This window comes from Companilactobacillus metriopterae (assembly GCF_004117915.1).
In the GTDB taxonomy this organism is placed as follows: domain Bacteria; phylum Bacillota; class Bacilli; order Lactobacillales; family Lactobacillaceae; genus Companilactobacillus; species Companilactobacillus metriopterae.
In genome coordinates this window covers 556431-571197 of record NZ_RSTD01000001.1, presented here as the reverse complement: position 1 = coordinate 571197, position 14767 = coordinate 556431, and the positions used below count along the sequence as shown (strand labels likewise).

The 14767-nt window shown below is 33.1% G+C and carries 13 protein-coding genes; 3 read left to right on the top strand and 10 right to left on the bottom strand.

Translation table 11 applies throughout. The features are described from left to right. Positions 1–35: 35 nt before the first annotated feature. From pyk to dnaE, 3 genes are all read right to left on the bottom strand, one after another. On the bottom strand, positions 36–1805 hold the full coding sequence (gene pyk / locus EKN01_RS02870; RefSeq protein ID WP_099974721.1) for a pyruvate kinase: 1770 nt from the start codon (positions 1803–1805) through the stop codon (positions 36–38). 30 nt (positions 1806–1835) lie between these two features. Next, positions 1836–2795 (bottom strand): 6-phosphofructokinase, encoded by a 960-nt coding sequence (gene pfkA / locus EKN01_RS02865; protein ID WP_099974720.1) that lies wholly within the window; start codon positions 2793–2795, stop codon positions 1836–1838. A gap of 98 nt (positions 2796–2893) precedes the next feature. After that, on the bottom strand, positions 2894–6223 hold the full coding sequence (dnaE, locus tag EKN01_RS02860; RefSeq protein ID WP_129044889.1) for a DNA polymerase III subunit alpha: 3330 nt from the start codon (positions 6221–6223) through the stop codon (positions 2894–2896). A 108-nt stretch (positions 6224–6331) separates the two neighbouring features. On the opposite strand from dnaE, the gene EKN01_RS02855 reads away from it, so the two are divergent. Next, a complete protein-coding gene (locus tag EKN01_RS02855) occupies positions 6332–6511 on the top strand; it encodes a YjzD family protein (RefSeq protein WP_099974718.1) in 180 nt (59 codons plus the stop codon). 27 nt (positions 6512–6538) lie between these two features. Here EKN01_RS02855 and EKN01_RS02850 read toward each other — a convergent pair whose 3' ends face one another. From EKN01_RS02850 to obgE, 7 genes are all read right to left on the bottom strand, one after another. Then, complete coding sequence (locus EKN01_RS02850) at positions 6539–7264, bottom strand: hypothetical protein (RefSeq protein ID WP_129044888.1); 726 nt, start codon at positions 7262–7264, stop codon at positions 6539–6541. Between the two features lie 57 nt (positions 7265–7321). Next, the gene (gene rpmF, locus EKN01_RS02845) at positions 7322–7504 is read right to left on the bottom strand and encodes a 50S ribosomal protein L32 (RefSeq protein ID WP_099974716.1); all 183 of its coding nucleotides are present in this window, start codon (positions 7502–7504) and stop codon (positions 7322–7324) included. A 104-nt stretch (positions 7505–7608) separates the two neighbouring features. Next, positions 7609–7947, bottom strand: coding sequence for a LapA family protein (locus tag EKN01_RS02840; protein ID WP_129044887.1), 339 nt, complete (start codon positions 7945–7947; stop codon positions 7609–7611). A 12-nt stretch (positions 7948–7959) separates the two neighbouring features. Further along, entirely contained in the window at positions 7960–8757 is a 798-nt protein-coding gene (locus EKN01_RS02835) for an SDR family NAD(P)-dependent oxidoreductase (RefSeq protein WP_129044886.1), read from the bottom strand. Positions 8758–8766: 9 nt separating this feature from the next. After that, the gene (gene rnz / locus EKN01_RS02830; RefSeq protein WP_129044885.1) at positions 8767–9693 is read right to left on the bottom strand and encodes a ribonuclease Z; all 927 of its coding nucleotides are present in this window, start codon (positions 9691–9693) and stop codon (positions 8767–8769) included. 12 nt (positions 9694–9705) lie between these two features. Continuing rightward, positions 9706–11619, bottom strand: coding sequence for an acyltransferase family protein (locus EKN01_RS02825; protein WP_129044884.1), 1914 nt, complete (start codon positions 11617–11619; stop codon positions 9706–9708). A gap of 13 nt (positions 11620–11632) precedes the next feature. Then, the gene (obgE, locus tag EKN01_RS02820) at positions 11633–12910 is read right to left on the bottom strand and encodes a GTPase ObgE (protein ID WP_129044883.1); all 1278 of its coding nucleotides are present in this window, start codon (positions 12908–12910) and stop codon (positions 11633–11635) included. 179 nt (positions 12911–13089) lie between these two features. Here obgE and EKN01_RS02815 point away from each other — a divergent pair, with 179 nt between their 5' ends. Then, entirely contained in the window at positions 13090–13842 is a 753-nt protein-coding gene (locus EKN01_RS02815) for a DeoR/GlpR family DNA-binding transcription regulator (RefSeq protein ID WP_129044882.1), read from the top strand. 1 nt (position 13843) lies between these two features. Continuing rightward, positions 13844–14767, top strand: a complete 924-nt coding sequence (pfkB, locus tag EKN01_RS02810) for a 1-phosphofructokinase (protein WP_129044881.1) — start codon at positions 13844–13846, stop codon at positions 14765–14767.

Here is a 14767-nt window from a genome sequence, read left to right as displayed (position 1 = left end):
AGCTAACCTAAAAGGTTAGCTTTTAAAATTAAAAATTAGATTGAGCGTGAAGCACCTTTGTATACTACACCACGTCTTGAATCAACAGTGATTGTTTCACCATTTCCAATTAGTTTTGTAGCATCTTCAGCGCCAACAACAACTGGTAGACCCATTGCAATACCAACAACAGCGGCATGTGATGTTAATCCACCATTTTCAACGATTACAGCACTAGCTTTTTCAAGAGCTGGCATGTAATCTTTGTCAGTTGTAGCTGTAACAAGGATGTCACCTGCTTGAACTTTTTCGTTAGCTTCAGCAGCTGAGTTAGCAACAACAGCATTACCAATAACTGATTCTTCACCGACACCTTGACCCTTAACAAGTCTTGAACCGATAAGTTGTAATTTCATAACGTTAGTTGTTCCTGATTCACCAACTGGAACACCAGCAACAACAAGAATTAGTTCACCTTCTTTAGCAAATCCTAATTCTTCAGCTTTTTTAGCAGCTAATTCAAACATTTCATCAGTGTTACCTGGTTTTTCAGCGATAATTGGTTGAACACCCCAGTTAACTGTTAATGAGCGTTGAACTTCTTCATCAAATGTAATTGCTAGAATATCAGCACTTGGACGATATTTAGAAATCATACGAGCTGTATAACCTGATTTAGTAGCAGTAACAATTGTACTGATGTTTAGTTCTTCAGCAGTTCTAACAACTGATTCACCGATCGATTCTGTAACATTTGAACCCTTGTAATCTTCAAAACGTTGTAGAGAAAGTTGATTACTTTCTTGAAGAGCACGTTCTGTACGTTGGTCAATTGTTGCCATAGCAGCAACTGATTCAACTGGATAGTCACCATTAGCACTTTCACCAGAAAGCATTGTTGCATCTGTACCATCAAGAACAGAGTTAGCAACGTCAGTAACTTCGGCACGTGTAGGACGTGGGTTTTCTTGCATTGAATCTAGCATTTGTGTAGCAGTAATTACTGGCTTACCAAGTGCATTACATTTTTTAATAAGTGATTTTTGAACAAATGGAACGTTTTCAAATGGAATTTCAACACCCATGTCACCACGAGCAATCATAAGTCCATCAGAAACTTTCATAATAGAATCGATATTGTCGATACCTTCTTGTGATTCAATCTTAGGGAAGATTTGGATGTTATCTGCACCCTTTTCTTCAAGGATTTCACGAATATCAAGAACATCTTGAGCTTTACGAACAAATGAAGCTGAAATAAAATTAACTTTATTATCACAACCAAAACGGATATCATCAGCATCTTTTTCTGTGATACCTGGTAGGCGGATTTCAACACCAGGTGCATTAACACCCTTCTTAGAACCAATCTTACCTTCGTTTTGAACTTCAGTAACTAGTTCACGGTTAGCATCATCTTTTTCTGTAATCTTAAGATCAACAAGACCATCATCAATTAAAACATGTCCACCAACGTGAGTATCATCAAATAGTCCTGGGTATGTAACAGCAATCTTAGATGGGTTACCTACAAGATTAGAATCCATTGAGATACGAATAACATCACCGATCTTGGCGATGAATTTTCCACCTTCTTGATCAGTTGTACGGATTTCAGCACCCTTTGTATCAAGAACGATACCTACTGTCTTACCAGTGATTTTTTCAGCTTCACGAACCATATCCATACGTGATTGGTGTTCTTCATGGTCACCATGTGAGAAGTTAAAACGGAATACGTTAGCACCAGCTTCAATTAATTTAACAATTGTATCAATATCATTACTGGCAGGTCCTAGTGTACTTACAATTTTAGTTCTTTTCATTAAAAATTCCTCATTTCATTTTTTAAAAAATTATCTACTTAGTGATTGGTTCAAATCATATAGTGAAAGATCAGCTTGATGTTTGCCATCAAATAAATCTAACATGTCATGATGAGTTAACTTGTTATCTTGAATACCAACAGCAACTCCACCCTTCCCTTCAAGAAGAAGGTCAACAGCGTAAGCTCCCATTTGGCTAGCCATAACTCTATCTCTAGCAGTAGGTGATCCACCACGTTGCATATGACCCAAGATAGAAGCTCTAACTTGGAAATCACCATATGCATTAAGCTCATCTGCAAACTCTGTAGCTGACATAACACCTTCAGCAAGAACAATAATAATATGCTTCTTACCTTTTTCGCGAGCTCTCTTAACTCTGTCTGCAACTTGAGCAATGTCAAATTCATGTTCAGGGATGATAATTTCCTCAGCACCACCTGCAACACCAGACCATAGAGCAATATCACCAGCTCCACGTCCCATTACTTCAACAACGAAAGTTCTCTCGTGAGAAGTAGCAGTATCTCTAATTTTATCAATAGCATCTAATGCTGTTGTAACAGCAGTATCAAAACCAATTGTAAAATCAGTGTATGGAATATCATTATCAATTGTTCCTGGTAAACCAACTGCATTATAACCATGTTCAGTTAAACGCAAAGCTCCGTGATAAGAGCCATCTCCACCAATAACAACTAGTGCATCAATTCCAAATTTCTTAAGTTGTTCGATACCTTTAAGTTGTCCTTCTACTTGGGCAAACTCTGGATATCTTGCAGAATACAAGAATGTTCCACCGCGCTGTATACGGTCAGAAACATCTGATGCTGTCATAGGGAAAATATCTCCTGCAACTAGTCCTGCATAACCATAGTTAATTCCGTATACCTCAAGCCCTTTATCAAGGGCTCTACGTGTGACTGCTCTAATAGCAGCATTCATACCAGGGGCATCTCCACCACTAGTTAAAATACCTATACGCTTCATTTGTCCACACTCCATAATTATTTGTTCAAAATAAATACCTTATAAAATATAACATTTTTAAAGGATACTTTGTAGCATTGAAAACGTTTTACAAAAAATTATTCTCTATTTTTTACTATAATGTTGCTTTTACCTACTAAATCTTGAAGATTTTTTTGTAATTCGTCAGTTATTTTAACTCTCTGATCGTTTTCCAATTCATAATTTGTGTGATTTTGCTCATTTACAATGATTACAGGAACATTTCCAGGATTATCTTTGATAATTTGTTCAATTTTTGAATAAGCAAATTTCAAATCAATTTTATTATCTAATCTTATGTAAAGATTTTGTTTAGAAACTGTTTTTTTACTTAGATCATTATCAATAATATCGGCGATTATTTCCAAACTTCCTCGTTGACTCTTCTGCAATTTTCCCTTAATGATAATCATCTTATTTAAAAGATCCATATTTGAAAGTTTACTGTAAAGTTGTGGAAATACTGTTACTGATATCTCACCTGTTTCATCTGTCAAAGTTAAAAATTCCATCTGTTGACCTTTTTTGGTTCTAATAACTCTTTGCGAAGATACTTGACCAAAGACAGTGACATTATTATTAAGATTAGCTTCTAACTCATTAATCAACGTGAAATTCTCTGCAATATTTTCTCGGTATTTTGCTACTGGATGACCACTAACAAAAGTTCCTAAATATTCCTTTTCTTGATTCAATCTTTCAACCAAAGTAAAGTCATCTACTTGATTTTGTTTAGGGTCTAATAAATCGTTTAAAAACAAGTTGGTTCCAGCTAATCCTATACTTTCAATCTGATCCCTAATATCTAGTAATAATTCACGTCTATTGGGATTAAAATTATCCAATGCACCAGAAAATACCAGTGGTTCAATATATTCATTCTTTAAATATCTAGGTTCTATTCGTTTTAACAGTTGAGAAATGTTTTGATAAGGTTCCTCTGCTCTATTTTCTATAATGTTATTTGCCAAATCTTTTCTAACACCCTTTATATCAAGCAATCCAAAATAAATATTTCCATCTATAATAGAAAATTCTGCTTCACTTTTATTAATATCAGGTTTATTGACTATAACTTTCCTTTTTTTAGCCTCACTAACAAAGGCTGGGATTTTTACAGAATCATTTTTAACACTATTTAGTAAGCAAGTATAAAATGCTGCTGGGAAGTGAACTTTCATATATGCTAACCAAAAAGCCAACATAGAATAAGCTACAGAATGGGATTTATTGAATCCATAATTACCAAATGTTTGAATATAATCAAATACCTTCTCTGCATTTTCTCGAGAACTTCCCTTCTCTATAGCACCATTAACAAATTTAATCCTATTCTCATTCATCAATTTTTCATTTTTCTTACTGATTGCTCGACGTAACAAGTCAGCATCTGCTAATGAATATCCTGCCATTTCAGAAGAAACTTGCATTACTTGCTCTTGATAAACGATTATTCCATATGTACTTTTTAAAATGTTCTCTAATTTAGAATCGGGATAAACTATCTGTTCTTTTCCGTGTTTTCTATCGATAAAAGATTGTATATTATCCATTGGACCCGGACGGTATAAGGCATTTGTGGCAACAATATCATCAAATGATGTCGGCTTTAATCGTCTAAGTACTGCTCTAATTCCATCACTTTCAAATTGGAATACTCCACTTGTATCACCTCTTTGAAAAAGTTCTAATGTTGAAGGATCGTTTAGATCAACATCTTCAACACGGAATTCTGAATCAAATTCTTGTCTAATAATACTTGTTGCACTATCTAGAATGGATAAATTCCTTAATCCAAGAAAATCCATTTTAAGCAATCCCAATTTTTCAACATTATTCTTGCTCTGCTGAGTTAAATTAATTCCATCTTCTTCAAGTTGAACAGAGACAGTTTCTTCAAGTGGATCTTGACTAAGAACTATACCGGCTGCGTGCTTAGAATAATGTCTGGGAATACCTTCTAACCTATGTGCAATCTTAAAAATTAATTTATTTTCTGGTGTCTCATCGATTAAATCTCTTAAATCTGAAGATTTTTCAAGTGCTTCGGATAGGCTAACATTTATAACTTGCGGTATACGTGGTATAGCCGATGACCATCTACTTTGTTGATGTGTAGTTTGATTGAAAGTTCTTGATACATCTCTCAGTGACATTTTGGCTGCCATAGTTCCGTATGTAATTATTTGGGCCATATGGTCAGTTCCATATTTATCATGCATATAACGCACCAATTCGTCACGTCTATTATCAGGAATATCCAAATCAATATCAGGCATATTAACTCTTTGAGGATTTAAAAATCTTTCAAATAGTAAATCATATTTAATTGGATCTACTTGTGTTATTCCTAATGAGTAGGATACTAACGAACCAGCGGCTGACCCACGACCTGGACCTGTCTTAATATTCACACTATGAGAATATTTAATAACGTCCCAAATAATTAAAAAGTAATCAGCAAATCCCATTTTATCAATTACTTCTAATTCATAATTCAGTCTTTCAGCATATTCCTTTGTAACATTGGAATTGCATCTCTTTTCAAGTCCTCTATGCGCAAGTACAGACAAAAATTCTGTAGATGAAACATTGTCAGGAGTTTTATATTTAGGTAGCTGTGGTTGTTTAAATTCAATTTCAACATTGCACTGACCTGCTATAAGATCAGCGTTAATGAGTGCTGATCCAAAATCGTATTTTTTGAATTCGTCAGCTATTTCTTTAGGTGTTTTTAAATAATTTTCACCAATTGCAGATTGTAAATCAGATACTGAATTGCTTTTTTCTCCACTCTGTAAAAGCTGTAATGTCTTGTAAGCTGGATAGTCTTCTTTGTTTAAATATCTAACATCACCTAAAGCTACTGTAGGAATTCTAGTTTGCTGAGATACCTTACTTAATCTGCTAGAACTATCAAGTTCATCTGGATTGCTGGTTACACCTATAAAAAATGATTTTTCATCAAGATAGTTTTGAATTTTGTTTAAATATAAATTAACCTCATCGATATCCAACAGTTCATTTTTTTCTACTGTAGAAATAACAAATAAATCTGATAAAAAGTTTTGAATATCATCTATTGAATAATCATCTTTACCTGAATTGACAATACTTGTGACTTTCAACAAATTTTGATATCCAATATTATTTTTTGCCAAAATTACAAAGGGGTAATTTTCAGAATCATTAATTAGCCCTTTTATTTCTATAGTTACACCAATGATTGGTTTGATACCTGCTTTTTTTGAAGCATTATAAAAGTCAATGGATCCGTAAAGATTATTGATATCTGTTAAAGCTAATGATGTATATCCATATTCCTTAGCTGATGCAACTAATTCATTAATTTTAAGAGGGCTGTGTAACAAGCTATAACTGCTAATAACTTGAAGTTGTGTCTTCATATTTGATTCCCTCCTAAATGTATTTACTTATATAAATTATTATAGCAAAACTTTATTGGGTAAATTTCTATTTTATGATAAACTAACCAAGAAAGTGAGATGGAAAATATGAGATATGTTGCCGTATTCTTTTGGGCTATAATATTAGGACAAATTGCTGGATTTATCGGTGGTGCACTTAATCAACAAACATACAACTTTAATCAAACAATTTATGTTAGTTTAATTTTTGCCGTTATCTTCACTTTTGTTCCATTGTTATTAAAAGATAAGAAAAGTACAAAATAAAAAGAGACTACTTTAGGTAGTCTCTTTTTATTTTGTAATATAGATATATATTCCACTTGTAGAATAGTTAACATTATAAATGATGCCTTTTGATTTCACAGCATCGATGGTAGTTGTATTTCCATCTTGAACATCTTTAAATTCTTTACTTAATTTTTTAAGAACCTTCTGTCCATCGGAACCAACCAGTTGAGATGAGATAGCTAGTTCTTGTGCAAAATTCTTTGCTCCATCTTTACTCTTCAATGTTTTCATAGGTACTTTAATAGAAATACCCATTAGTGAACCATTTTGAACATTAAATCTATAGGTTAATCCGTCATTGTAATTAACCTTATGTATACCATCTGAAAAAATCAATGGAAGTTGTGAATTCTCACTACCACTTTGAAGTAACATATAGTTATAACTTTGTGCATAGGTAGTGTAATCTGTCATCGGTTTAGCCTTTTTTACAGTTACTGAAGTAGAACTAGTATTACTTCCATCTTTTGCAGTTATTTTTACCGTTTGGTCATTACTTGATACGGGAACAGAAAAAACAAATTTATTAGATGTAACCTTAGTAGACTTTGTTTTACCATTTTGAGTATAACTAACTTTGGAATATCCTTTCGCATTTCCTTTAACAACAGCAACAAGACCGTCAGCAGAATACTCATTTTTTGTAGTTGTAATATTTTTACTACTACAACCGGCTAAAAAAAGAAATAAAAATGGAATAAACAATAGATACTTGATTTTATTCTTCATGAATAGATTTCCTCATTAATTTTATAAAAAAAAAGCCAAGAACATTCTTGACTTTAATTATGCTTCTTTTTTGTCTTCGATAACTTGTTCACCCTTGTACATACCTGATGGTGAAACATGGTGACTTAAACGGTATTCACCAGTTGTAACATCGAATTGCATGTTAGGAGCAGTAAGTTTGATGTGTCCACGTCTTTGACGCTTTTTTTGTTTTGATGTTTTTCTTGCTGGAACTGCCATAAGTAAAAACTCCTTTAAAATATATTATTTAATAATTCTTATTAATTAAAAAACTATAACGTATATATGATACTATCGCGAACCAATAATATCAAGCATATTTGTTATTTTGTTTCTTTATTATTAGCATTACTTTGATTATTCTTAAGTGCATTTGCTATTTGATTGTCATCTGCCATTTTAACTTCAGAAAGTTGCTTTTTTGCACCTTTGTTAAAAGTAACATCTTTTCGTGATGACTTACCCATACTTGCTAGTAGAACAGTAATAACTGATCCCAATAACAAAGTAACAATAATCAAAACAATCAATGGTAATTTGATATGTGTAAAGCCAAAACTAATTGTAACTGGTTCAACATTCAAAACTGCGAAGATTACAACTATCAATGTGATAATTAAACCAATAATAAATTTCACTTGATTATTATTTTTTTCTTTCATTGTTAGAAACCCCTATTTTTTATTTCCTAATGAAGATGTTAGAATATCTCCCAACTTAGGAGAAGTCTTATATAAAATAGACACTACATTCATAAAACGTGGTCTATTGATCTCACGCTTATTTCCATTAAAACTTTTTACTATATCTTTTGCAAGTTTATCTGGTTTTAACATCAATAATTGAACGCTCTTTTGATAACTTCCATCATGATCTGCAATTTCAAAGAAATTAGTATCAACAGGTCCTGGATTAACTGTAGTCACCTTAACACCAAGAGGTTTTAATTCCATTCTTAAAGAATCTGAAAATGCTATAACTGCTGCTTTAGTGGCTGAATATGCAGCACTCTTAGGTGTAGGTATCTTACCTGCCATAGATCCCAAGTTAATAATGTGACCTTTATGGTTGTTAATCATTGAACTAGCAATAGATCTTGTTAAATACATCAAACCGAAAACATTCACTTTGAACATAGACTCAATTATAGCCATGTCATTGTCAACAAACAGTGAAAAATCACCAAATCCAGCTGCGTTTACTAAAATATCTATTGTTTCATTATTTGATTCCAAATCGTCAACTAATTTATCAATTGAAGAGTAGTCACTAACGTCGACAATATAATGTTGATTAAAAGAATTTTCATGCCCTAATCGGCTACATTCATTTTTCACTTCAATTAATCTGTCTTCATTTCTTGCTACTAAAATTAAATTAGCTCCAGCAATTGCGGCATTAATAGCAATTTGTTGTCCAATTCCTGATGATGCTCCTGTAATTAAGACAGTCTGTCCAGATAAATTTTTCATATTTTAACCTCAATTAAACGGAATTGTATATATATCAAAATCCCTTACTAAATGTGTATTAGGGAAAATTGACTTTGCTTCATTTTCAAGTTGCTTGGCACTTTTACCAATAAATCTAGATGAAATATGTGTTAATAATAAACCTTTTACATTATTTGATCTAGCTACTTCAGCAGCTTGTGTAGATGTGGAATGGAAATAGTTTACTGCCATTCTCTTTTCAGTACTAGAGAAAGTAGATTCATGCACTAACACATCGGCATCCTTAGCAAGCACATCTATCTCACGAGTGTACTTAGTATCAAGAATAAAAGTAACAATTGTGGCAGGCTTCTCTGGGCCAATAAAATCATTACCATCAATGACAGTCCCGTCATCTAGAGTAATAGTTTTTCCTGCCTTAAGTTGACCGAATATAGGTCCATTTGGAATATTATATTGCTTTAATTCATCTACTAATAGCTCACCTACTCGAGGTTTTTCAACTACCCTAAAACCAAAGCATTCTATTCGATGATTTAATTTACCAGCGTAAACTTCATAGGTTTTGTCTTCAAAAATTTTTGTAGTTTCATTGAGCTCAATATATTCAATAGAATAATTTAATTTACTCCCTGTAACTCTCAATGATGTTTCTACAAAATCCTCGATACCTTTAGGCCCATATATTTCTACAGTAGACTCTCCGCCCTGATTTGCTCTTGTAGATAATAACCCTGGTAATCCAAAAATATGGTCTCCATGTAAATGAGAAATAAATATTTTTGTTATTTTCCTTGGACGAATATTCGTTTTTAAAATTTGATGTTGTGTTGCTTCTCCTACATCAAATAACCAAACTTCATTCCGTTCATCAAGCATTTTTAAAGCAATACTTGATACATTTCTTGATTTGGAAGGCACTCCTGCACCTGTCCCTAAAAACTCTAGTTCCATATATTATCAACCTTACTTTTTATCTAAATCTTTTAAAATTTCCTTAGCAACAAAAGATGTGTAGTACATAGAACCATCAGGATTAGGATGAACATTGTCATCATAGAACCAATCTTGATGTCCTTCAGAATAATCATACCAGTCAATAACTGTCAAATTCTTATATTTCTTGTCTGAAGTTGCTAAAACACTATTAACCGTTTTTTCCCACGGTCTTGTAGGAACATGGACATTGATCCAGAATACTTGACGATTTTTACCAGCGATTTGCATAATTTGATCAACTTGATCGGAAGAAATTGGTCCATTAGTACCTAATCCAATTAGGATATTAGGTGCTAATATTCCTTTATCCTTATAACCATTTAAGATATTAACTGATGCTTCTAATTGACGACTAACAGCTGCATCGATTAAAGCATTTTTACTATTGAATAACTTCATAAAATTATCATAGCCATCTGCCATAACTGAATCTCCAACTCCAGTTAACTGAATATCTTGTAGTCTTTGTAGGTCAAATTGTGTCAAACCATATTTTTCAAATTCTTTATTTACTGGTTTTTCTTTGGCAGCTTTTTTGTATTTAGCTATTTCTGCACTTGTTAATTTGCTTGTTGAACTAGGGTTTTTCTTAAAATTCTTTATAGCTTCTTTTTTATCAGAACTAGCTTTCTTTTCATTCTTGTTAATATTATTAGCTAATTGATTATGGTTAGCAGCCGGTTTAGGAGCATTAACTGCTTGAACCACACTGACTGATCCCATAACTAAAATTGCAGCAATAACTGTTGCAATAACTTTTTGATACATCTTTGATACTGTGAAAAATGATTTTAAATCTGACCATTTTGCTTTAGCTATAGGTTGTTCAACAAATCTATATGAAAATTCAGATATTAGGACGATAATTATTACTTCAATGATGGGATAAAGTATCGGATGATCTGCAATATTTTTGAATTTAGCTTCAAAAAAGATCATAACTGGAAATTGATATAAGTATAATCCGTAACTTCTACTTCCAATATAACTGAATACCCTGTTACTTAATACTCTATTCCACACAGAGTCTGGATGTGCTATAACACCGACAAATATAGTAGTTATTAATGTGAATAAGAACATTCCACCTCTATATAGGAAAGGATCATTATCCTTAATAGAGAAAATCATGTAGATCATACCTGCAAATAAGAAAAGACCTAGTATATTTAATCTATTTCTATCACCCTTTGCAATGCCGGTCCTCAATCGTTCAGCTGGCCAGATCATTGCTAATGCACAACCTAATAAAATACCAAACATTCTTGTATCTGTACCATAATATATTCTACTTGGGTCTACTCCTGGTTTAAACAGTATTGCCATCCAAACAGCAGATATCAACGCTAGAGAAATCGTGAAGATAAAAATTTTACCTTTATTCCAACCTAATCTAAGAAGCAGTAATAAAATTAGTGGCCAAAATATATAAAATTGTCCTTCAATTGAAAGTGTCCACAAATGCGTGAATGGTGATTCATTGTTAGCAAATCTTTCAAAATAAGATTGACCATTTGAAATTTGCCACCAATTATAGACATTTAAAATATTTGTAATAAATATCTGGTTTAGGTTATATAGTAGATCCTTCAAGAAGAAGAAAATGTATGCTCCTGACCCCAAAATAACAAATATCATTCCCGGGTATATTCGCTTAATCCTCTTCCAGTAGAAGTTTCCTAAATCAAATCCCTTACCACTTTCCTGGTTATTAAAAAAGTGATCAGTTATCAGATATCCTGATATAGTGAAGAAAATTAATACTCCTAAATATCCACCAGAAAAAGAATTCGGATTTAGATGGTACATAATAACACCAATAACTGCCAGTGTTCTTAATCCATCAAATCCAGTAATATATCGTCTTTTTTGCTTATCCATATCCTTTATGCCCCTAGATAAATTCAAATGTAAAGTCTGAAATAGTTACAGAATCACCTGATTCTGCTCCTGCATCAATAAGTGCGTCATCAATTCCCATACCCTTAAGTTGTCTTGCAAATCGCATAACTCCATCTTGATGATCCAAGTTACTTCTCGCAAAGAGTCTTTCAACTGCTTCACCAGTTATTATAAAGCTATGTTCATCTTCTCTAACAATTTCAAATTTCTTCTCATTAGACTCAAAGTTATACTCTTTAGTCTCATCTTGAACTTCTGTTTCAAAATGAATAGGTTCCGTTTTAGAAAGTACTTCACTTGTGTGGTTCATTAGATCTTTTACACCTTTGTGACTAATACTTGAAATGGGATAAATATCTACATTGGAATCTAATTTCTTTTTAAACTCTGCTAATCTTTCGTCAGAACCTTCAATGTCCAGTTTTGATGGAACAATTATTTCAGGCCTTGAAAGAATTTTTTCATCATAATTTCCAAGTTCTTTTCGAATAGAAATATAGTCCTCATAAGGATCACGTCCATTATTAGGATCCATATCAACAAGATGTAGTAATACTCTTGTACGCTCTACGTGTCGTAAAAATTGTATCCCTAATCCGATACCAGTTGAAGCGCCTTCGATAAGTCCTGGCAAATCGGCAATAGCAAAATCTTGACCATTATCTAGTTGTACCATACCTAGATTAGGTGCCAAAGTTGTAAATTGATATTCTGCAATTTTAGGTCTGGCAGATGTAGCTACTGATAATAGTGTTGATTTACCAACAGATGGGAATCCAACTAAACCAACATCAGCAATAACGCGCAATTCCAATTTTATTTCTAATTCTTGACCAGGTTCACCATTTTCAGCAATTTCTGGAGCTCTATTTTTGGAACTGGCAAAATGAATGTTTCCTCGTCCACCTGCTCCACCTTTAGCAACTACTAACTCTTGACCATCTTCGACTAAATCCCCGATTAGTTTATTAGAGTTGGCGTCAAAAACCGATGTACCAGCAGGAACTGCTATATATACCGGTTCAGCTTTTCTTCCATACATACCCTTAATTTGACCGTTTTGTCCAGGTTTTGCTTTAAAAATTCTCTTATATCTAAAATCCATTAGGGTATTCATGCCCTCGTCAGCTTTCAAAATGACGTCGCCACCACGACCTCCATCACCACCAGCGGGACCTCCTAATGGAACATATTTTTCATGTCTAAAAGAAACAGCGCCATCGCCACCTTTTCCAGACTTTACGGTGATTTTTACGTTATCAACAAACATAAATTATCCCCACTTTCCCAATTTATAATCGTTATTAAAGTTTATCATAAAATCACTTGAATTATATGATTTAGCAATTTTATTTTTCAGAAAATTTGAACGGTTTTGAACTTTTTTGACAAAAAGTGGTTGATTTTGATCGAATATAGATTATTATATAAGTCAGGAGGTGAATGTAAGTGCTTACCGAAGAGAGATATCAAATTATTTTAGATCAATTAAAAAAACATGGAATTGTTAAAATTAAAGATTTAGTTTCTATAACACATTCATCTACTTCGACTCTTAGAAGAGATATGCAAGATTTGGAAAATCAAAACTTGCTAGTTAGAATTCACGGTGGCGCAAAAGCATTCAATTCTCTTAAATCCGAAGAGGCAGTTTTTCAGAAGGAAAATATTAATGTTGATAAAAAAACATTAATTGGTAAAGCAGCAGCCGAAACTGTACATGACAATGATGTTCTTTTCTTAGACGCTGGGACAACAGTCAAATCTATGATTCCCTTTCTTAGGGATAAAAATGAGATTTTAGTGGTTACAAATAGTATTGATAATGCAATGTTACTTTCAGATGGTAATATCGAAACGTTTGTAATTGGTGGACAATTGAAGATATCGACTCATGCATTAATTGGATCCTCAACGATAAATGAAATAAAAAAATATAATTTTGATAAATCGTTTATCGGTACAAATGGATTCGACATCGACTCTGGCTTTACAACCCCTGACCCTGAGGAATCCTCAATCAAACGGTTGGCAATTCAGAAATCCAAAGAAGCTTACGTATTAGCCGATAACAGCAAATATAAAAAAAGAAGCTTCTGCCAATTTGGAACTATCAATGATTGCTCAATTATATCAAGCGGTTTAAATACAGCTGATATCAATCTAATTAAAAAAGAAACTAATATATTGGAGGCAAATTAATTTGATTTATACAATTACCGCTAATCCCTCAATTGATTATGTTTTACAACTAGATCAATTAAAAACTGGAGAAGTGAATCGCTCTACTAATGATGTTAAATTACCTGGAGGTAAAGGAATAAATGTATCTAGAATTTTGAAAGAACTTTCTATTGATACAACTTCTCTAGGTTTTGTTGGTGGAGCTACAGGAGAGATGTTCAAAAATCTTTTAGCAACTCATAACCTAAAAACTTCATTTACAAATGTTAAAGATGATACACGTATCAATGTAAAAATAAACGCAGTTAAGCAAGATATTGAAACTGAGGTTAACGGAACCGGCCCAAGTATATCTTCAGAAGAAAAAGATAGTTTTATGAATCAACTTAGGGTTGTTGGCGATGGAGATGTCATTATAATGGCTGGTAGCCTACCCAAACAATTACCTGACACTTTCTACCTAGATATTGCCAAGACAATTCAAAAACAAGGTGCCGAATTCGTAATTGATACAACCGGTCAGGCTTTACTTGATACATTGAGCTCTCACCCTTTGGTGGTTAAACCTAATCATCATGAACTTGCCGAACTATTCGACGTAGAATTCAAAAATGAATCAGAAATTGTTGAATATGCACGTAAATTATTAGACTTAGGTGCTAAACATGTCATGATTTCTATGGCCGGTGATGGTGCTTTATTGGTTAGCAAAGATCATGCATATAAAGCCAACGCACCTAAAGGTACAGTTATCAATTCTGTTGGTGCTGGAGATTCAATGATTGCAGGATTTGTTGGAACTTTTATGGAAACTGGTGATCCTATCGAAAGTTTCCATATTGGGGCTGCTTGTGGTTCTGCGACTGCATTTAGTCAAGATATAGCTGCTAAAGAAAAAATTGATCAAGTGTACAAAAATATAACAATCACAAACATAGATTAG